This is a genomic window from Candidatus Berkiella cookevillensis, from assembly GCF_001431315.2.
GTDB lineage: Bacteria > Pseudomonadota > Gammaproteobacteria > Berkiellales > Berkiellaceae > Berkiella_A > Berkiella_A cookevillensis.
Genome location: NZ_LKHV02000001.1, coordinates 253303 through 274833, shown reverse-complemented (window position 1 = coordinate 274833; position 21531 = coordinate 253303). Strand labels below are relative to the sequence as shown.

The window sequence follows — 21531 nt, the reverse complement described above, 5'->3', positions numbered from 1 at the left end:
ACTTATTCCTTCTTAGTAAAAGCCTGTTTTGCAATCTCACCAATCCCTGCAATTGAGCCAATCACACTACTTGCTTCCAGTGGCATTAAAATTAATTTTTGATTGGGGCTGGTCGCGATTTCTTGCAAAGCCTCTACATATTTTTGTGCAACGAAATAATTAATCGCCTGCACATCCCCTTTTGCAATGGCATGAGATACGACTTCTGTTGCTTTGGCTTCTGCTTCTGCCGATCTTTCTCGGGCTTCTGCATCACGAAACGCGGCTTCTTTACGCCCTTCAGAATCAAGAACTACAGAACGCTTTTCACCCTCTGCTTTTAAGATAGCGGCTTGTCTATAACCTTCTGCTTCTAAAATTTTGGCACGTTTCTCCCGCTCTGCTTTCATTTGTGCGGCCATTGCATCTATTAAATCTTTAGGAGGAGAAATATCTTTAATTTCAATACGTGTCACCTTAATGCCCCAAGGCGTCGTTGCATCATCAACCACCCCTAATAATTTGGTGTTGATCATGTCGCGATTGGATAATGCCTCATCGAGATCCATTGAACCTAATACCGTTCTAATATTGGTCATGATTAAATTTCGAATCGCTCTTTGCAAATCGCTGACTTCATATGCAGCTTTTGCAGCATCGACCAGTTGAAAGAAACAGATACCATCTACTTTTACCATTGCATTATCACGTGTAATGATCTCTTGAGAAGGAATGTCTAAGACTTGCTCCATCATATTAAGTTTTGCGCCCACTTGATCTATAAAGGGGATAATGAGAGACAATCCAGGACGAAGGGTTTGAACATAGCGACCAAAGCGCTCAATGGTCCACTGATACCCTTGTGGTACCTGCTTGACCGCCATAAGTAATACCACAATCGCTAAAATGACTACTAAAAAGACAAGCGTTCCAAAATTCATCATGATTTTCTTTCCCTGGCTTATAATTCATATTTGCAAGCTAAACAACAAATAACAGATAAGTCTATACTTAAATTCTAACATAAACTTTTAAACACGCCGAAAAGAGGTATACATAGTCACAGCACATGAGTTTTTCAGCTACGACTATGTACTAATAGGGAGCAAACATGGATCTAAAAGCACTGTTAATCCAAATGCAGCAAATGGAAGGTTCAGATTTGTATTTAACAACAGGTGCTCCTCCCTCTGTTAAGGCTCATGGCAAACTACATCCCATTTCTAACACTGTTTTTGAGGTCGGAGAAGTTAAAAAAATGGCTTACCAAGTCATGGATGCCGAACAAAGACAACATTTTGAAATGAAACCAGAAATGAATCTTGCACTATCGCTAAAAGGCATTGGCCGATTTCGGGTTAATATTTTTGTACAGCGCAGTGAAGTGGGAATGGTGATTCGTAGAATTCATACTGAGATCCCCTCTTTGGAAACACTCCACCTCCCTCCCATCTTAAAAGAAATTATTACAGAAAAACGTGGCTTAGTGTTGTTTGTCGGTGCAACAGGATCAGGTAAATCGACCTCTATGGCAGCACTTATCAATCATCGCAATGAGCAACAAGCAGGTCATATCATTACCATTGAAGATCCTATTGAATTTGTACATACGCATAAGAAATCCATCATTAATCAACGTGAAGTGGGTGTGGACACAGACAGCTATGAAGATGCGCTTAAAAACACATTGCGACAAGCACCTGATTTAATTTTAATCGGTGAAATTCGCTCTCGAGAAACGATGGAGCACGCCATTGCCTTTTCTGAGACCGGCCATCTTTGTATCTCTACTTTGCATGCCAACAGTGCAAATCAAGCATTAGACAGAATTATTAATTTTTTCCCAGAAGAGCGCAAAAATCAGTTGCTCTTAGATCTCTCTTTTAATCTCAAGGCAATTATTTCACAACGCCTCATTCCTACCAAAGATGGCAAACGAACCATTGCTGTTGAAATTTTGCTTGGAACCCCTTTGATACTTTCTTTGATTAATCGAGGTGAAATATCACAACTCAAAGAAGTTATGGAAAAATCAAAAAATCTTGGTATGCAAACCTTTGATCAAGCCCTTGAAGCGCTTTATTTTGAAGGGAAAATTAGTTTAGAAGAAGCCATTCGAAATGCAGACTCAAAAAACAATCTGCGTTTGAAAATACAACTTGCGGAAAAAGGCCTAGAAAACAATCAGATCGCAGTACCTACTGCATCTATTCACAAACCTTTTTCGCAAGACAAGGATGACAAAGATCAAAATGGTTTAAGTATTGTGGAAGATTAAATAAGCTCAGCCTGAGCCACAAAGTTTCGACCATAGAAAATTTCTAACATTTCTCGTCGTAGTCGTTCTTTTATCATTTTAGCATCTTGCGCAGTTAAGGCATCTTCGCCTGTGCCAAAAAGATAATTATTCAACTCAAACTCTTTTAATAACATCTTGGTGTGAAAAATATTTTCTTGATATACATTCACATCAATCATTTCAAAGGCTTTCAATGTATCTTTAGAAAGATAATTTTGTATTGACTGGATGCTATGATCAATAAAATGCTTTTTACCACTCACATCTCGTGTAAAGCCTCGCACACGATAATCAATGGTGACAATATCCGACTCAAAGGTATGCAGTAAGAAATTCAATGCCTTAAGTGGAGAAATTACACCACAGGTAGATACATCAATATCTGCTCTGAAGGTTGAAATACCATTATGAGGATGACTTTCAGGATAGGTATGTACGGTAATATGACTTTTGTCTAAATGCCCAACGACACTTTCAGGTAATGGACCAGGCGCTTCTGTTTGCGTCCCACCTGTAGGCTCTACAGGCTCTTCTGCAATCAACATCGTAACGCTGGCACCTTGAGGATCATAATCTTGATACGCAATATTCAATATATTGGCACCAATAATTTTCGATACATCCGTTAATATTTGCGTTAAACGTGTCGCATTGTACGCTTCATCAATATACGCAATATATTCTTTACGGTGTGCTTCAGTAATTGTGTAACAAATATCGTAGATATTAAAGCTTAAATTCTTCGTTAGGTTATTAAACCCATGAAGTTTCAGTTTCTTCAATCTCCTGCCCTACCTATAATCTGGCCTAAAAAATAAGGCAAAACCCAAATAGCTTGGGTTCAAAAGACGAGATTATACATAGATAATCTACTAAATAAACAACTTTTTTAATAATTATTTAGATAACTTATTTGAAATCATAACCAATGATGCTACACCTAAAAATATAAGGCCTAGGCTGTTAGCAATACAGCATAAAAGCTTATTTTGCAGCAATGTTCTAAATAGGACAGCCATATAAAATCAGGACAGCCGCACTTAAAAATTCTTTATACCAATAATAAGAATACAAGAATTGAAAGAGTGAATTAGCCATTACTACCATCATCGATTGATTGTGAATAATCTACGAAATGATTAACAGGATAGAATTAGGATATTGAATTAAGCGACGTGTGTACTTGAATATAATTTCTTTGCTTGAGTAATGCCTTTTAAAGCTTTCCTTCTCTCTTTGCCAAAATTAAGCAGTAAGATTTCACTCCCCACTGCATGAGAAAAACTTTTAGCTAAATTTTTGACTAAAGATATCCAGTTTTGAGGCTCAAATTGTAATCTGCTTAAAATGGGCGCTAGATGTTCTGGAATAGAACCCGCTTCTTTATCATCGCGAATCACTCTGCCTGTATAGTCCACAAGCTCTAAATAATCGACCAGTTTAAAATCAATAGCATTTGAATGATTTTTTGAGACGTTTGAAAAAGGCACTAAGAACTTGGGTTGTGCAAGATTATTATATATATCAGCTTTTTCACGCTTAAGCTGTTTAATGGATTTTGGCTTATTGATTTTTAATTGCTTAGAAATATGCTGAATACGTTCATAAATAGAGGTAAATTCTGATTCTTCAGGCGTTTCTGTAATTCCTGCTCTGACTGGATTTAAATCAACATAAACCATTGCGCTCAACAACGCCCCTTCATCTAATAGCGCTTGAGATTTAAAACGCCCTTCCCAAAATCGCCCTGCAGTATCATCTTCTTCGTTTACATCGCGCGCTATTCGTTCATTTAAGCAACGCATAAACCAGCTGATGCTGGTGAGTCGCTCTTTCCAAAGTTGAATCTTTTGCTTTAAATGCTTATTTTCTTCGGCATCTTTGGGGAAAATAGCTGCCCAACGACGAATGATTTCTGCTTCTGACCACGCTTGCGCTTGTGTTTCTTCCACATATAACACAACATGATAATGATTGCTCATGATGGCATAGGCACAGATTTTGATAGCAAAGATATCTGCTAGATATTTTAATCGATCGACAATCCATGCTTTACGATGAGAATAATCTTTCTGTGTTAGTTTATCAAAACCACACAAAAAGCTGCGACGCACACATCGGTTCATGACGTGATAATACGGTGTTGCATTCAAATCAATTTGTTCTGAGCGAGCTAAAGTCATAACTTAAAAAATATCCCTATTACTGAAAGGAATTCTAGCGCAAAAATTTTGGGTGAAGCAACTTAATGTGGCTGTCCTGGATTTTCAATGGCAAGTTGCGTGCGTAGTAGCGGGCAACAAATGGCTAAAAGCTAATAGACCAAAAGCAATCATTGTTAAACCAATGGCTTTTCTTACAATCGGTTGTTTAAGCCATTGCTGCATAATAGAAAGTGACGAACCTGTTAACAGCATTGCTGGCATCGTACCCATACCAAAAGCAAACATAGCAAGCGCGCCTGAAGCCATTGCCCCTGAACTTAAGGCAACCGTTAAGGTGCTATAGATAAGTCCACAGGGTAACCATCCCCATAGCATGCCAAGTGAAAATGCTTTTATTGGATGGTCAATAGGTAATATTTTTTTCATGAGGGGTTGAAGTGTTTGCCAAAGTGTTTTACCCAATTTTTCCAAACGCTGCAAAATACGCCCTATCCCCATCAAATAAAGGCCAAGCAATACAATCATGCCTGCTGAAAGGACACGTAAAAAAAGTAAAGCGGGTGTGCCTGCATGGTGCACAAGTGTAGCGCCCATTCCACCCACAACAGCACCCATTAAAGTATAAGATGAAATGCGCCCTAGATTATAAATAGACTGATAAAACACCAAGTGTCCCGCTGTTCTCAAAGAGGATGGCAAGGCAAAACCAAGAGAATTTGCAATTCCACCACACATACCAATACAATGGCCTGAACCCATCAGTCCCACTAAAAAACAACTCATCATCAATTCAATATTACTCATCAGGAAAACTACTTAATGCTTTTTTATGTACTTTATCATCAAATAAAATTTGGTGTGCCGGACTCTCTAAATCTTCATATTGCTCTTTTTTCACAGCCCATTTGAAAAACCAATAGGAAATAAACAACAACAATATGCTAATGGGTATTAAAACATAAATCATCATCATATTTCTTAGTTCCTTTTCCTTAGTGTCTTGCTTTTTGAGCCAAGCGCAGAGAATTAAAAATAACCACTAACGAACTCGCTGACATACCTAAAGCGGCTTGGTACGGTTCTATCCACCCCATAATGGCCATGGGTAATGCAACAACATTGTAAACAACGGCCCAAGTCAAATTCTGTATCATCAATCTTCGTGCTTTGGCAGCCACTTCAAAGCCTTGCACAATATCTTTCAATGCATTTGATAATAACACAGCATCTGCGCTGGTCTTAGCCAATGCTGTCCCAGAATGTACTGCAATAGAAACATGCGCACTTTTTAGAACGGGTGCATCATTAATACCATCTCCGATCATCAATACTTTTTTGGACTGCGCATATAAATTTTCTAAATAAGCAACTTTCTCATCTGGGGTTACATTGTGTTTAACAAAATCAATGCCCAACTGCTCTTTAATTTCTACAGGCTCTAAGGAAGGATCGCCACTCAAAATATGAGTCGTGATGCCACGCTGCTGACAATAAGCAACCAACTCTTTTGCATGCGGCCGTAAAGGATCTATCAAGGTAAAACAAGCCAAGAAACCAGATTCATTTCCAATATAACAACTTTTCTTCAGGTCTTGTATCTGCGCTTCATCTCTTCCCTTAGCGAAAAGTGCGCTTACAAAAGATTTTTTTCCAATACGAAATTTCTGCCCATCAATCAAAGCTTCGATACCTTGATTGATATGTATTTTTAAATCAGAAACAGCCATTTGACTGGCGTATGGCTTACAATACGCCGTAATAGCACAACCAATAGGATGCTCACTATGCTTCTCCAATAAATAAGCAAGCGCTTTAGGATCGTGGATTGTGTCTGTATTGAGTAATTGGTAATCGATGACTTCAAGCAAGCCAAGCGTCAATGTTCCTGTTTTATCAAAAACAAGATCGGTGATCTGATTCATCCCTTCTAAAACATGATTTTTAATAATCAATAAACCATTACGCATGAACTCATAGGTTGCACATGTCACCACGGTTGGAACCGCCAAAGAAAGCGCGCAAGGACAGGTAATCACCAACACAGAAATCACATTTCTAAAACTCTCTTCCCACGATACTTGGCTCCAAAACCAAGCTGTAAAGGCGGCAATAAGTAAAACCGCACCAACAAAATAGCCTGCAATTTTGTGTGTGGTTTCAATAATTTGTGGTTTATAAAGGCTCGCTTTTTCAACCAATCGCAATATCTCAGCCAACAAAGTTTGTGTGCCAATTTCTGTCACACGCATCTTAAACACTTGATCAATATTATGCGTGCCACAGAGCACGGCGTCCCCAACGCATTTCGCTTTTGGAAATGATTCACCGGTCATCATGCTTTCTGAGACCGTTGTATCGCCTTGTACAATCACGCCATCCGCCGGAATAACCTCCGCAGGCTTCACCAAAAGAATATCACCGACTTTGATATTCGCTGTTGAAATTAAAGACTCACTCATTTCATGACAAATGGTTGCTGTCAGCGGCATCAGTGCTTGATACATAAAAGGTGCAGATAATTTATAGCGCGCAGTAATTTCAAGATATTTAGAAACAGACAGAAAGAAGATAAACATACAAATTGAATCATAATAAACTTCTTTTCCATCTTGTACCGTCATCCAAATACTCGCGATAAAGCTGAGTACGAGCGCAGCGACAATAGGTACATCCATATTCAAATAACGGTTCCGTATTGCACGCGCAGCGGAAGTAAAGAAAGGACGCCCTGCAATGAAGAGCACAGGTATGGTTAAAAACAAAGAACACCAACGAATAAATTGCTCGTGTGCTTTATCAATCCCTGACCATCCCCCCAAATAGAGCGCAATAGAAAACATCATGACTTGCATCATCATCAAGCCAGATAAACCGACACGGATCAAAGCTTGCTTCTTCTCTTGTCGACTGATTTTATTCTGTTCGATCTGTAAGTCAGGCAATGCTTGATAGCCAAGCCGATAAATGATCTCAATAATTTTACTGAGTTTTATCTCGCTCTCTTGCCATATAATGATGGCGCGCTGTGTTGTTAAATTAACGGATATTTTTTTAATCCCTGCAATTTGACTTAGTCGCTTTTCAATCAACCAGATACATGCAGCACAATGAATGCCTTGGATCATCAGCAAAATTTCATGACTATTATCTTCTGGGTGCGAAACAGCAATCTGTTGTTGGTAGGCGGGCTGATCGTAACGAGCTAGATCTTGCAAAAAATCTTCTGGCAGTTGTTCTGCCTTAGGATTTGGGCTATCACGGTATCGATAATAATCACTTAAATTAAAATCTAATAAAGTTTGTGTTACAGCATGACATCCATAACAGCAGAAGAATCTTTCAGCACCTTGCAAATACAACGAACACTGAAAATCATTTGGGATCAATTGATCGCAATGATAACACTGTTGCGTCATTTTACTGATTCTCTTTCATCTCGATTGGGTTCTGTTTCATATACAGATAACCCCACTTTGTAGTATTGATCATCTAAGGGTGTATCTGGATATTTAATGGCTAAATAGATCGTAACAAAACAACCAACAACTGTAACACTCAGAAGCCCAATAATAAACCAAGGCCAAGCATGTAAGTACCAAGCTTTTTGATCAAACATTTTCATATCATTTACCTTCTGAATACGGGAGATATCAGTGTTGTTTCTCTTTCAACTGTTTGCTTGGCATGTGTGATATTGATTATTTTAATTGTAATTTTATTTCTTTTTTCTGTCAGGCTATCTGGATCTACTTGTATACGAATAGGATGCAACAAAACCTGACCAGGCGTTGTACTAATCTGTGAATGACCAACCAATACCATACCATTGATACCTGACAAGATTATCTCATAACTTTGTTGTTGTTGAGATTTATTCATTATTTTAAGTGTGTAAACATTTTCAATCAGTCCGTCTGCGGTTTCACGATAGAGCTGATTTCTATCCCGAATGATTTCAAGATCAAAAGGCACGCGTGTAATCAATGCAGCAGCTAAGCTCACACTCAAACAAAATAATAGTAAGCCATATATAATCAATCTTGGTCTTAGAATTTTGCTTTTCTTATTGTTCAATTTATTTTCTGTTGTGTAGCGAATCAGCCCTCTTGGATAGTTCATGTTATCCATGATGCTATCACAAGCATCAATGCAAGCAGCACAGCCAATACATGCCATTTGTAGTCCATCACGAATATCAATTCCTGTGGGACACACGTAAACACATTGGTTACAGCTTACACAGTCACCTAAACCTTGTGTCTTATAATCCGCCTCTTTCTTACGCTGACCTCTGGGTTCACCCCTAGCTTTGTCATAAGAAATGACTAAAGTATTAGAATCAAACATCACGCTTTGAAATCGCGCATAAGGACACATATATAAACAAACTTGTTCACGGATCCAACCCGCATTTACATAGGTTGCAATACTAAAGAAACCAATCCAGAACATTTCCCATGAACTAAGCGAGAACTCAATGATCTCGAAGCTTAAGTAACGAATAGGAGTGAAATAACCAACAAAAGTGAAGGCTGTTAAAAAGGCAAGTAAGCCCCAGAGCAGATGTTTGCAACTTCGACGCACAAACTTATTGAGGCTCCAAGGACTATTATCTAAGCGAATACGCTGATTGCGATTCCCTTCGGTGAGACGTTCTATCCATATAAATAACCGTGTCCATACTGTCTGCGGACAAGTATAACCACACCAAACACGACCTGCCCATGCCGTAAAAAAGAATAAGGCAATCGCAGCAATGATGAACAATACAGCCAAATATACAAAATCTTGCGGCCAAAAAGTAAATCCAAAAATATAAAATTTACGTGCTGGTAAATCAAACAATAAAGCTTGGCGCTTATCCCACAATAACCAAGGTGCTGAATAAAACCAAGTTAAGGTTAACCAGATCGTCAATACGCGGACCGTTTGGAAAAAACCCACGGCTTCTCGTGGGTGAATCTTTTTCCGTTTTATATACAAATCAACTACATCATCCCCTGATGGTTCGATCGTCGGCTGATTTTTTTTTGACATTACATTTATCGACTCTCAGTTTTGTTGGAAATGCCATAGATATAAGCAGCGAGCAAATGCACTTTCTCTTCACCCAATATATTTATATGCGCAGGCATCTGTCCTTGACGACCATTACGAATCGTCATTTCTATTCCTAAAGGTGTTCCACTATAGGTCCATACATTTGAAGTAAGGTTTGGCGCACTCATTTCTTTTTTGCCTTTGGCATCCTCACCATGACAAAGTGCGCAAGAGCGCTTAAAGAGCACTTCACCATGCTTTGCTTTTTGCGCGTCTGCTTTTCTACCATTGAGAGATAAAATATATTGAACAAGCTGCTCTATACTCTCATCACTTTGAATAACTTTACCCATCGCAGGCATTGCACCATTACGACCATACAAAATCGTTGTTTTAATATCTTCAGGGCGTCCACCATAGATCCAGGTCCCTTCAACAAGATTAGGAAAGCCAAACATCCCACGCGCATCTGCCCCATGGCACATTGAGCAATGATTAGAAAATAGACGTCTACCTATTTCCATCGCTTTTGTATCTTTTGCTAAATCTTCAATAGGCGTGTTTGCATAGGCAGCAAAGATAGGTCCATATTTTTCATTAAAAATCTGCTTTTCCGTTTGCCAGGCTTGGCCAGAAGACCATTTATACAACCCCTTGAAACTACCCATGCCTGGATAAAGTGCTAAATAAACTAAGGCAAAAAGGATGGTGCACCAAAATAAACCAAACCACCACCTTGGTAAGGGGTTATTGAGTTCAACAATACCATCAAATTCATGATCCAGCTTTTCGCCTTCTTTAATATCTTTTACTTTATATGTTTTAGTCCATTGCAATAAGCAAGCACATCCAATGATTGCAACTGAAACAATGATGATGACATACCAATTCCAGAAATGGCTCATTTGAATTTCTCACTCCCCGTTGCTTGAGAATCAGGTGCTTGCTTGTCCAAAGGCAACAGCCCTGCTTGTTCATATTTTTTTTTCTGTGAAGGGCTATAGACTTTAAAAACCAGCCCTAAAAACAAAAACATTAAAACAACTGTTAAAACACCACGTAGAAAATTAATATCCATTACTGTTTCCCTGCACTCATGGCTAATCCTAACTGTTGCAGGTAGGCAACCAAGGCATCTAGTTCTGTTTTGTTAGCAACTTCATCTTGCGCTTGCTCAATGTCTTGATCAGAATAAGGCACACCTAATTTTCTCAAGACACGCATTTTATCTTCAGTGTGAGTGGTTTTTAAAATCGTTTTTTCTAACCATGGATAGCTTGGCATATTTGAGCCAGGTACTACATCACGAGGATTCACCAAATGCACACGGTGCCACTCATCACTATAGCGCTTGCCAACACGCCCTAAATCTGGTCCTGTTCGTTTAGAACCCCATAGGAAAGGATGCTCATAAACTTGCTCACCTGCTACAGTATAGTGACCATATCGTTGTGTTTCAGAGAATAAGGGTCTAACCATTTGGGTGTGACACACATGGCAACCTTCTCGAATGTAAATGTCTCTACCTTCTAATTGCAATGCTGTTAAAGGCTTTAAGTTAGGAATGGCTTCTTGTGTTTGCTTTTGAAAAAACAGTGGCACAATTTCAACCAAACCGCCAAAGCTAATCACCACAATAATTAAGATAATCATGAGGCCAATATTCTTTTCAACTTTATCGTGTCTCATATTATTCTCCCTACACCATCACTTGTTTAAAATGATGTGCGTGAGCGAGATCTTCAGCACAAGGTCTTCGACTTTGAATTGTTTTTACCATGTTATACGCCATCACAAGCATACCTAAAAAGAATAGAACACCACCTAAGAGTCGTATGATATAATAAGGATGCGTTGCCTCTAATGCTTCCACAAAAGTATAGGTTAAAGTGCCATCATCATTCATGGCTCGCCACATCAATCCCTGCATCACGCCCGCAATCCACATCGCCGTAATATAAAATACCGTTCCAATGGTTGATAACCAAAAATGTAGATAAATTAAAGACTGACTATACATTTTAGTATTGAATAAGCGAGGCAACAGCACATAAATACTGCCGATGGTGATCATCGCAACCCATCCAAGCGCACCAGAATGCACATGTCCAATCGTCCAATCCGTATCATGAGACAAAGCATTGACCGTTTTAATCGACATAACAGGACCTTCAAAGGTTGCCATACCATAAAAGGTTAAAGCTACGATTAAGAAACGCAGTACGGGATCAGTCCTTAATTTATCCCAAGCACCTGATAAGGTCATCACACCATTAATCATGCCGCCCCAAGAAGGTGCAAGCAAAATAATAGAAAACACCATGCCTAAAGACTGTGCCCAATCGGGTAATGCGCTGTAATGTAAATGGTGTGGGCCAGCCCACATATAAACACCAATTAAAGCCCAGAAATGGACAATAGAAAGACGATAAGAATAGACGGGTCGCTCAGCTTGAATGGGAATGAAATAGTACATCATACCCAAAAATCCCGCTGTTAAGTAAAATCCTACTGCATTATGCCCATACCACCACTGTACCATCGCATCCACGCTACCGGCATAAATGGAATAGGACTTCATCCAATAAACAGGGTACTCTAAATTATTAACGATATGCAAAACAGCGATGGTAATGATAAAAGCACCAAAAAACCAATTTGCTACATAAATATGTGATATTTTGCGCTGTGCAATGGTCGAGAAAAACACGATTGCATAACAAACCCAAACAATCGTTATCAAGATATCAATGGGCCATTCCAGTTCTGCATATTCTTTTGTAGACGTAAAACCCATGGGTAAACTAATGACGGCTAAAAGAATGACCAGTTGCCACCCCCAAAAAGTAAAGGATGCTAAGCCTGGAAAGGCCAAGGGAGCTTTACACGTTCTTTGAACAACATAATAAGAGCTGGCAAATAAAGCACATCCCCCAAAAGCAAAGATAACGGCATTTGTATGCAATGGTCTTAAACGGCCATAGCTAAACCAGGGGGTATCAAAGTTAAGATGTGGCCATGCTAATTGGGCGGCAATAATCAATCCAACCAACATGCCAACAATTCCCCAAACCACAGCCATGATTGTGAATTGCTTCACCACTTTATAGTTATAAAGAATATTCTCTGATTCATTCATTCTATTTGAAGCGCCTTTTGTCCGATTATATGTCCGAATTATAGAACTCATGGATATTTCTCACCCATGAGAACTATCTATGACTGATTTTAAGAAACACTACACAGTAATGCCTTAACAGGCATTCCAAAATCCATGCGAGGATCGCAAGATGGTGAAGGCAACAAGCGCCGAACATTCATCTGCGAAGCCTATTAGATAAGCCCGCACAGAAAAACATCGATTCTCTGCGAGGACACTATACTCAACAACAGGTGATTTTACCCCCAAAGGGCAATGCATATAGTCTTCGCACAAGCAACCAAAGTGTATAGAAAACACATGAAAATTGCGAAGGTAGCGAAAGCAGCAACACTATAAAATTCAAATGCGAAGCGTATATTTCAAAAGGAAAACAAGATAAGGAAATAGTATACTAAAATAATTTCTTGTCAAATCAACTATTTAAATGAAAAGTAGAATCATTCTTATTAACTTCCTTGTTTTTTTACAGTATAAATAGCAAAAGCTTCAATAAAAAATTATTAGTCGACTAACAATTTTTTCTTACGTTGCAAGATATTTTTCTACAATGCATAATTATTTGTTAGTTAATTAGAGATATGGATGGTGGACACTACGATGATGGCTTTAATCAAAAAACAAATTAAAATATTTGCTGTTTTCTTTACACTTGTTGCTGTTTCGCCATTTATTTTGGCAAAACTAGGCTTCTGGGAAAATAGCTTTGCAGCAGCGAGTACAGGTCCCAAATTTAAGGCGGCTTATGCGCCTATACAATACCAAGGTGCCCCGCTCTCTTATGCCGAAGCCATCTCGCGCGCTTCACCTGGCGTCGTCAGTATTCATTCAACTAAACAAATACCGCAAGAAATGCATCCTATCTTCAAAGATCCTTTCTTTAGACAATTTTTTGGCGACATGCGTGGCGGTGGCCAAATGCCACAAGAACTACAATCTGGCATAGGTTCAGGCGTCATTGTTACAGCAGATGGCTATATATTAACCAACAACCACGTTATTGCTGGCGCAGATGAAATCAAAATCAGCTTAGCCGATGGACGAGCCGGCATCGCCAAAGTGGTGGGCGCTGATTTAGATACCGATCTGGCCATCTTAAAAGTTGATCTTGATAATTTACCCGTTGTTGCCTTAGGTAGTTCAGAAAATGTTCGAGTAGGCGATGTCGTTTTTGCGATTGGCAATCCTTTCAATGTGGGCGTAACCGTTACGCAAGGCATTGTCAGTGCAACCCATCGTACTGAATTAGGCATCAATACCTTTGAAAACTTCATTCAAACCGATGCGGCCATTAATCCAGGCAATTCAGGTGGCGCACTCATTGATGCGCATGGAAATTTAATCGGTATCAATAATGCGATTTATACACGTACGGGTGGCTATCAAGGTATTGGTTTTGCTATTCCTGTTGAAATGGCTCAAGACATCATGGGTCAATTAATTGATAAAGGTCATGTTACACGTGGCTGGTTAGGCATTACCGTACATAAGTTAACAGATGATTTACGCAAGTCGCTGAATTATCCTAAGGGCGATGGTGCAGTCATTGCGAGCGTTATCCGTGGTGGCCCTGCTTTTAAAGCCGGTATACGTTCAGGTGATATTGTAATCAGCCTTGATGACAAAAATATTGTCGACCCAAACGATGTTTTACAGTTTGCATCCAGGCTCAAACCAGACACAGCACATAGTATTGCCGTGGTACGCAATGGTGATACGCATGATTTTAGAATTGAGGTGGGTAAACGTCCAACACTAGAAACGCAAAAACCCACAGCACAACCTGATACTAAAAAATAGGCCTAATTAAAAGCTCCCTAAGAAAGCCGAAGCCACAACTTCGGCTTTTTTTATTCACCGATCAGCACTGCACCTAAAACCACTACAACTCATATCGAATGTGAAGACTATAGATGCCCCTAAAATTCATGTGCTGTGACTATACTATAGATTCAGCAAAACGATAAACTTAGGAGCGTTTATGCCACATACACACACAACAGACGAAACAGAAAAAAAGAAAAAAAAGACACATAACCCTTTTAAAATAATAAAAAATAAAATCATGGGGTTAGGACATAAAAAACACAAAAAAAAATCGGAGAAAACTACAACGCATACAGCGCCTTCTCATTTAGCTTCTCACACAATACAGCGGATAACACCACCTCCTATAAAACCAACAGCCAGCATGTTGATGGCAGAACACCCACTTGAAATGGAACAGATAATAAGCTCTCCTCTTCCACTTACTACATCACAGACATCAGAAAAATCCAGTCCACACCATCCGCAAACAAAAACAGTTTCCTCGCTATCTGCGCCAGTGCTCATACCAACCTTAACAACAGCATCTAGCCTACCGGATCCTGAAAAAGCATCACACACTGTGACTGAATCAGAGCAGGCAACACACATCCCTCCTAAAAAATCTAATGTGTCTGAATGGGATTTCAGTGCACTTCCAGAAGAGGAAGAAGCACTTGATCAAATCCCCTTACAAGCACACAAGCTAATAACAAAAGCTGAACCCTCTCGCGCAAGCCAAATAAATACTGCCTTAGAAACTTATGTCCCAGGTTGGCGCCTACTCATGCATTCTGTCTTTGAACCTATGGTTCAACATAATATTGAAGCCTCTGATGCATGGGTAGAAAAGCTCGCAGGTTTTTTACCTTCAGCCAGTGATACCCCCAGCTTATTAGTACCGCAACCACTAGGCTTTTTACCTTATAGTATTAGCTTAGTACCAGAAGAAACACAAAAGATAGACGAAAGCGAAGACGCGTCAATGACACATCAGACAAAAGCAGTATTAAAGAGATAGATAAAAAAGTGAGCTGATAGAAAAACGGGCAAACATTTTTATGATAATGCTTGCCCGTTTATAGAAAAGACTAAAGTGGGTAATTAGTCCACAAATAGTAATCTAATTCAAAGGCGACTGCATAGGTTAATCCAACGCCAGCACCAATTGCAGCACCGTAGCTCATACCTGTTGCAAGCGCTAATTCAGGTATTGTTGCTGCCGCTAAAAGACCAACCAAAGCTCCAAAACTTGCTTCTTCTAAAATAGCTGATGCATACCAACCACCGGATACTTGGCTTGCTTCAACAGAATGTAATTCTCTCATTTTGATTTCTTCCTTAAAGTTACTACAAGGCAAGCCATCCTGTCACACTTGATAATATTTGTAAATAAGGACATCTTGTTTTGAGCAATGGCAAATACATCAACTAAAAGCATTCAATCCCGTAAGATAACGCCCGACAATCAAATGATGCATATTATCTGTGCCTTCATAAGTAAAGACAGATTCTAAGTTATTCATGTGTCTCATGACATGATATTCTAAACTAATACCATTTGCGCCTAATAAATTTCTTGCTTCCCGCGCAATTTTTAACGCTTCTCGGCATGCATTCATCTTTGCTAATGACACATTGACATAATCTGCTTTATTTTTATCCATAAGCCGACCTAATTGTAAATTTAAGGTTTGCGCCTTTACAATTTCTGTATACATATCAGCTAAGCTTTTCTGAATCAATTGAAAAGAAGCTAAGGGCTTTCCAAATTGATTTCTTGCTTTGGTATAAGAAAGTGCAGCATCAAAGCAGGCTTGTGCAGCACCCATTGCCCCCCATGCAATACCATAGCGCGCTTTGGTTAAGCAGCCTAAAGCAGCACTTAAACCTTTTTCACTCCCTGGCAAATAATTTTCATCAGGAACAAAACAATTTTGCAAACTGATTTCGCCGGTTGTAGAGGCTCTTAACGACAATTTATTTTTAATTTCATGTGTAGAAAATCCAGGAAAAGATTTTTCTACAATAAAGCCTCGCACTTGCGTATCATCAATTTTTGCCCACACAATGGCCAAATCTGCAACAGTTGCATTGGTGATCCATAATTTTGAACCATTTAATAGCCACCCACCTTCTGTTTTAACCGCCTTTGTTTTCATGCTGGCAGGATCAGAACCAGAATTCGGCTCTGTTAAGCCAAAACAAGCTATTTTCTTCGCCGTACTCATGGCCGGTAAATATTTCTTCTTTTGTGTCTCAGAACCGTAAGCAAAAATAGGATACATACAGAGTGAACTCTGTACAGAAACAAAGCTTCTTAATCCACTATCTCCTTTCTCTAATTCTTGACACACCAAACCATAGGCAACATGGGAAGCATTCGATCCACCATATTCTTCTGGCAAAGTCATTCCCAAAATACCTAAATCTGCTATCTTAGACAGCAACTCTGCTGGAAAGCTGGCGTTTTCATAATGTTTTTCAATGATAGGTAACACATCTGCTTGAACAAATTTAGTGACAGCCTCTCTGATAATCTTTTCTTCTGCATCAAGCAAGTCATCGACTTGAAATAGATCATGCATAATTTTTTCCCTGTAAAAGCGATAATATTCGGTTAACAATCATTTCTTTGGAAGGCAATACTTTTTCAAAAGCATCGCCTAATGGAATAAAACAATCTGCTGCGCACAATCGTGATAAGGTGGGTAAAGGCTGCACATTTTCAACAAACCAAGTAAATATCTCTTCACTGAGGCTACCCGTCTGTCTACTCTCGTCTACAACCAACACTATTCTCTTGCAATTCACCCATGGCTGTATTTTGTCAAAAGAGATCGGATGCAGCCAACGCAAATCTAATAATAATACCTCTAAATTATAGTGTGCTTTCAGAATAAACGCAGCCTGTCGAGAAAGATGCATTCCATTCGCATAACTCATAATCACAATGTCTGAGTGCACATTTCCTTCAACACCAATCTCCGGGTAAGCAAGACACTCATCCATCATGGGATAATGTTGCAAAGCCAAGTGATCATTTTCTTGATAGCGATCTTTGGTCATATATAAAGCAATCGGCTCTAAGAAAACAACCACCCGTTGCTCTTCTTCCGCCAATCGCACACTCTCTTTTAAGAGGAGTGCTGCATCTTTAGCTTGGCTGGGGGTAACAACAATAATCCCTGGGATCTCTCTTAGAAAGGCAAAGGCATTGTCATTATGAAAATGTCCTCCAAAGCCTTTTTGATACGCCAAAGCAGGAATACGAATCACCATGGGATTGCTGTATTGTCCTTTTGAAAAGAAAGAAAGCGTCGCTGCCTCTCCTCTGATTTGATCTACCGCATTATGCGTGTAAGCAAGAAATTGTATCTCAGGCATGGGGATCAAACCATTTTGTGCAAAACCAAGAGCAATGCCTAAGATAGTTTGTTCATCTAAGAGTGTATCAAAAACACGTTGCTGTCCAAATCGAGCCTGCAAATCCTGCGTTACTCGATAAACCCCGCCTTTTTTAGCAACATCTTCTCCAAACAACATTAAATGTGGATATTCAATCATCAAATCTGTTAATGCTAAATTAATATGTTGAGCCATATTTCTGTCTTCATTTAACCATTGATAATTTTTACCAAGCGCCCTTTTACGAGCTTCTTCTGTTAGGGAGATTTTCCGTGAACTACGTTTGGGGGGCACAATGCTGGACTGAATGTCTGCCAAAGAACTGAGTTTAGGCCTTAGTAAAGCCGCTTGGCTTTGTACTCTGACGCTCTCACGGACTGACTCATAAATGTCTATTAATTCGGGTTCTGTGAGCCAATCATGTAATCTTATGATATGAGCAGAATGCAATAAAGGATCTTCTTTTTCTGTGTTTTCTACCTCTTTTTGCAGTCTATAGTGTGCTTCGATATCAGAACCCGCATGCCCCATTAAACGAACTGTTTTCATATGTAAAAACACAGGCTCTTGCTTACGCCGCGCTATTGCTTGCGCTTTTAACCCAGCTTGATAGACATCCGATAAATTGCGACCATCACAGGCAATATAATGAAGAGATTGTTTAGAACTGAATACTTTCTCAATCCAATCCGACGGTGTTGGCACTGAGATACCCCAACCATTATCTTCACAAATAAGTATTAAAGGCAATTTGAGTCCTTGATGCAACATCCATGCAATGGCATTAAAAGCACCTTGCGCTGTTGAATGATTCGAAGAAGCATCGCCAAAACTACAAAGCACAACACCATCTTCTTTTAATTTTGTAAAAGAATTTGAAATTTTTAATTTTTTTGACAGGACGAGAGACAATGCTGCGCCCAATGCTTTAGGTAAATGTGAAGCAATGGTCGATGTCTGTGGAGGCACGTTTAAGGAAAAACTACCAAAGACTTTATGACGACCACCAGAGATGGGATCTTCTCTTGAGGCCATCAATGACAATAATTGATCGTAAATATAATTTATCTCAGGAAGTTTTTTCGCGCGTTGTGCCATAAAAGCACCACTTCGATAATGCAAAAAGGCAGTATCATCCAAACGAAAAATATAACCAAGAGCAGCGTTACCTTCATGACCACTACTACCAATGGTATAAAAAGTTTTGCCCCCTTCTTTGAGTGTTCTGGCAATTAAATCTAAGTGTCGGCTGACACATTGGGAATGAAATAAATCCAGAAATACATCTTTCGTTAAACCAACAGAATCAGGTAGCACATGACTGGTTAATGCGGGATACACTGCATTTTTTAGGCAATGTATCCATTGTTCATCAATAATTTTGGCACGATTGAGATCCATCTGTATTCCTTGCCTGAACCATAGCCTAAGTCATAATCACATTGCCGCTTTAATTGCCTCTCTCATCGCCTGAATGGTTTTAGCGTAATCAGTGCTATTAAAAATGGCAGAGCCTGCAACAAACATATCAGCGCCTAAAGCAGCAACTTTAGCAATATTATCTATTTTAATCCCACCATCTACTTCTAAGCGAATTTGTGGATTCACCTTATCCAGTAAAATCCTAGTTTCTTTAATTTTTTCATACACGCTGGGAATAAAGGATTGTCCACCAAAGCCCGGATTCACAGACATGAGTAAAACATAATCCAATTTATCCAAGACATAACTCAATGAGGATAAGGGGGTTGCAGGATTCAAAGCAAGGCCTGCTTTAGCACCCAAATCTTTAATCAATTGCAAACTTCTATCTACATGCCGGCTGGCTTCAGGATGAAAGGAAATATAATCTGCTCCACTTTGGGCAAATAACTGAATGAGATCATCAACAGGCTCAACCATTAAATGCACATCAATGGGGGCTGTAATACCGTGTTTTCTGAGTGCTTGGCAAACCAGTGGCCCAATAGTTAAGTTAGGCACGTAATGATTATCCATGACATCAAAGTGAATAATATCTGCGCCCGCACTCAAAACAGCATTCACTTCATCACCTAAACGAGCGAAGTCCGCAGAAAGAATAGAAGGCGCAATAAGGGGTTTATTTTTCATAGTTAACTTAATAAATTATTTGGATGTGTGAGCAAAAATGCATGGGATTGCAATGTACTTGAGTTGCTCAGGATGAGCAATAAGCATGAGCAATGAGAAAAATTTGATTAGACCTTAATCAACAAACCACATTCCTACGCTAACCATAAGCAAATTTACACCGCTATTGGGTCGTTTGATAGACGCATTAGAATAATGAATACCTCGAAGCGCAACATCATATTGTTGCTTTTTACCAAAGCGCGTACCCAATCCAAGTTTGTCTTCAAATTGAAAATGCAAAGATAATTGCCTACCGCCTATTTCTGTCTCTGATAGCCAAGAAGCACCTACGCCCAACTCAACATAAGGTGTCATATGAAAAGGATAAAGCGGAGATTGTCGTTGCCAGCGAAACAGGGGGCCAGAAGTCACCACATCCAATCTATTTGGGGTGCCAACCGCATAATCACGTCGTCCTTGCCAATAACCTACGCTTGATTCCCAAATAAAATTTAAGCCCCAATCGTAATTTTCTCGCCAGATATTGCCAAAATCCAAAGACATTGCGAAGCGATAAGGAGAAATATCTAGGATGCCATCTCCACTACTAAAGGCCAAGCCTATATTAGCAGCCTGTAGCGGTGGGATAGATAAAAAAGTAGAGCTTATAAAAAGCGCAATAATTTGTTTTTTAACTGACATATTGTATTCTATCATAAGCACATATATTAAAGTTTAGTTAAGAACTTAGCCCTAGTTATCAGCAAGATGCATGCATTCTTCCTTTATGTTATAACGCGTTACAAGCAAAAAAATAACTAGCTAAATTACCAGAAAATTTCTTCTCCTTGCTATGACAAGTAAGCCAACCTATGTTAAGATTCCAGCCTTTATTGAGTAACTAAGTCACAACAACAACAAGTCAATTCAGCTATGCGGGGGTTGCACCATGACAAGAACACCAAGAAATGATAAAAGAGAGCGCTTAATTCAGGCAGCTGATAAACTTATTTATGAACAAACATTCCATACCACGACTTTAGCAGATATTGCGAAAGTTGCGGATGTTCCGCTTGGTAATGTTTATTATTACTTCAAAACCAAAGAAGCAATTATGGACGCGGTCCTACATAAAAGAGCCAGCGAATGGCGTGTCCTATTCCAACAGTGGGAACAAATTCCAGACACCAAGCAACGATTGGTTGCTATGCTTAAACACCATCTTGAACAATCTGACACCTTATGCCGTTTTGGTTGCATGATCGGCAGCCTATGCCAAGAACTTGGCAAACAAGGTGGCGCCATTGCTCAAGCAGCATCAACCTTACTCAACGACATTCTCAAATGGTTGGAAACTCAGTTTGCACAAATGGGTAAAGGCGATCGCTCTAGACAATTGGCAGAATTCTTTTTGTCTAATGTCCAAGGCATGACCTTATTGTCTGTCACCTTCAACTCACCAGAATACTTACAACGTCAGTCTGTCAATTTAGAAGACTGGTTACAGGCAGTATAAATTCAAGAATGTGTTCTTCCCTTGCTTGCAGGGGAAGAATCCCACTTTAAATCTTTTTGAAAAT

21 protein-coding genes are annotated in these 21531 nt (G+C 39.3%); 4 read left to right on the top strand and 17 right to left on the bottom strand.

Annotation, left to right across the window (positions count from 1 at the left end):
- Positions 1-2: 2 nt before the first annotated feature.
- Positions 3-923, bottom strand: a complete 921-nt coding sequence (locus tag CC99x_RS01170; protein WP_057623370.1) for an SPFH domain-containing protein — start codon at positions 921-923, stop codon at positions 3-5.
- A gap of 167 nt (positions 924-1090) precedes the next feature.
- On the opposite strand from CC99x_RS01170, the gene CC99x_RS01165 reads away from it, so the two are divergent.
- Positions 1091-2257 carry a PilT/PilU family type 4a pilus ATPase gene (locus tag CC99x_RS01165; RefSeq protein WP_057623368.1) on the top strand — a complete coding sequence of 389 codons (1167 nt, stop codon included), beginning with the start codon at positions 1091-1093 and terminating at the stop codon, positions 2255-2257.
- On the opposite strand, the gene speD is transcribed toward CC99x_RS01165, so the two are convergent.
- The 11 genes from speD to ccoN all read right to left on the bottom strand — a co-directional run bounded on the left by speD (position 2254) and on the right by ccoN (position 12622).
- On the bottom strand, positions 2254-3060 hold the full coding sequence (gene speD, locus CC99x_RS01160; protein ID WP_057623366.1) for an adenosylmethionine decarboxylase: 807 nt from the start codon (positions 3058-3060) through the stop codon (positions 2254-2256). The genes CC99x_RS01165 and speD overlap by 4 nt on opposite strands.
- A 384-nt stretch (positions 3061-3444) precedes the next feature.
- Entirely contained in the window at positions 3445-4461 is a 1017-nt protein-coding gene (locus CC99x_RS01155; protein WP_057623364.1) for a hypothetical protein, read from the bottom strand.
- An 84-nt stretch (positions 4462-4545) separates the two neighbouring features.
- A complete protein-coding gene (locus CC99x_RS01150; RefSeq protein WP_057623362.1) occupies positions 4546-5247 on the bottom strand; it encodes a sulfite exporter TauE/SafE family protein in 702 nt (233 codons plus the stop codon).
- Positions 5240-5416, bottom strand: coding sequence for a cbb3-type cytochrome oxidase assembly protein CcoS (gene ccoS, locus CC99x_RS01145; RefSeq protein ID WP_077065336.1), 177 nt, complete (start codon positions 5414-5416; stop codon positions 5240-5242). Before ccoS ends, CC99x_RS01150 begins: the two co-directional genes overlap by 8 nt.
- A 19-nt stretch (positions 5417-5435) precedes the next feature.
- Entirely contained in the window at positions 5436-7859 is a 2424-nt protein-coding gene (locus tag CC99x_RS01140) for a heavy metal translocating P-type ATPase (RefSeq protein WP_057623360.1), read from the bottom strand.
- Positions 7856-8065 (bottom strand): FixH family protein, encoded by a 210-nt coding sequence (locus CC99x_RS01135; protein WP_057623358.1) that lies wholly within the window; start codon positions 8063-8065, stop codon positions 7856-7858. Before CC99x_RS01135 ends, CC99x_RS01140 begins: the two co-directional genes overlap by 4 nt.
- A 5-nt stretch (positions 8066-8070) precedes the next feature.
- A complete protein-coding gene (gene ccoG / locus CC99x_RS01130; RefSeq protein ID WP_057623356.1) occupies positions 8071-9480 on the bottom strand; it encodes a cytochrome c oxidase accessory protein CcoG in 1410 nt (469 codons plus the stop codon).
- A gap of 5 nt (positions 9481-9485) precedes the next feature.
- Positions 9486-10388 carry a cytochrome-c oxidase, cbb3-type subunit III gene (gene ccoP, locus CC99x_RS01125; RefSeq protein WP_057623353.1) on the bottom strand — a complete coding sequence of 301 codons (903 nt, stop codon included), beginning with the start codon at positions 10386-10388 and terminating at the stop codon, positions 9486-9488.
- Positions 10385-10561: a cbb3-type cytochrome oxidase subunit 3 gene (locus CC99x_RS01120; protein ID WP_077065335.1), complete on the bottom strand. Its 177-nt coding sequence runs from the start codon at positions 10559-10561 to the stop codon at positions 10385-10387. The genes ccoP and CC99x_RS01120 overlap by 4 nt, the downstream gene beginning before the upstream one ends.
- The gene (gene ccoO, locus CC99x_RS01115; protein WP_057623351.1) at positions 10561-11172 is read right to left on the bottom strand and encodes a cytochrome-c oxidase, cbb3-type subunit II; all 612 of its coding nucleotides are present in this window, start codon (positions 11170-11172) and stop codon (positions 10561-10563) included. The genes CC99x_RS01120 and ccoO overlap by 1 nt, the downstream gene beginning before the upstream one ends.
- A 10-nt stretch (positions 11173-11182) precedes the next feature.
- A complete protein-coding gene (ccoN, locus tag CC99x_RS01110; protein WP_057623349.1) occupies positions 11183-12622 on the bottom strand; it encodes a cytochrome-c oxidase, cbb3-type subunit I in 1440 nt (479 codons plus the stop codon).
- Between the two features lie 621 nt (positions 12623-13243).
- Between ccoN and CC99x_RS01105 the strand changes: the two genes are divergently transcribed.
- Both CC99x_RS01105 and CC99x_RS01100 read left to right on the top strand, forming a co-directional pair.
- Complete coding sequence (locus tag CC99x_RS01105; protein WP_200953409.1) at positions 13244-14443, top strand: trypsin-like peptidase domain-containing protein; 1200 nt, start codon at positions 13244-13246, stop codon at positions 14441-14443.
- Positions 14444-14624: 181 nt separating this feature from the next.
- Entirely contained in the window at positions 14625-15470 is an 846-nt protein-coding gene (locus CC99x_RS01100; RefSeq protein WP_057623347.1) for a hypothetical protein, read from the top strand.
- A gap of 70 nt (positions 15471-15540) precedes the next feature.
- Here CC99x_RS01100 and CC99x_RS01095 read toward each other — a convergent pair whose 3' ends face one another.
- The 5 genes from CC99x_RS01095 to CC99x_RS01075 form a co-directional block, all read right to left on the bottom strand.
- On the bottom strand, positions 15541-15777 hold the full coding sequence (locus CC99x_RS01095) for a hypothetical protein (RefSeq protein ID WP_057623345.1): 237 nt from the start codon (positions 15775-15777) through the stop codon (positions 15541-15543).
- A 99-nt stretch (positions 15778-15876) separates the two neighbouring features.
- The gene (locus CC99x_RS01090; protein WP_057623343.1) at positions 15877-17037 is read right to left on the bottom strand and encodes an acyl-CoA dehydrogenase family protein; all 1161 of its coding nucleotides are present in this window, start codon (positions 17035-17037) and stop codon (positions 15877-15879) included.
- The gene (locus tag CC99x_RS01085) at positions 17030-19258 is read right to left on the bottom strand and encodes a thiamine pyrophosphate-dependent enzyme (protein WP_057623341.1); all 2229 of its coding nucleotides are present in this window, start codon (positions 19256-19258) and stop codon (positions 17030-17032) included. Before CC99x_RS01085 ends, CC99x_RS01090 begins: the two co-directional genes overlap by 8 nt.
- Before the next feature lie 36 nt (positions 19259-19294).
- Complete coding sequence (rpe, locus tag CC99x_RS01080) at positions 19295-19969, bottom strand: ribulose-phosphate 3-epimerase (RefSeq protein ID WP_057623338.1); 675 nt, start codon at positions 19967-19969, stop codon at positions 19295-19297.
- Positions 19970-20083: 114 nt separating this feature from the next.
- On the bottom strand, positions 20084-20653 hold the full coding sequence (locus CC99x_RS01075; RefSeq protein WP_057623336.1) for an acyloxyacyl hydrolase: 570 nt from the start codon (positions 20651-20653) through the stop codon (positions 20084-20086).
- 247 nt (positions 20654-20900) lie between these two features.
- Between CC99x_RS01075 and CC99x_RS01070 the strand changes: the two genes are divergently transcribed.
- A complete protein-coding gene (locus CC99x_RS01070; protein WP_057623334.1) occupies positions 20901-21467 on the top strand; it encodes a TetR/AcrR family transcriptional regulator in 567 nt (188 codons plus the stop codon).
- Positions 21468-21531 lie beyond the last annotated feature (64 nt).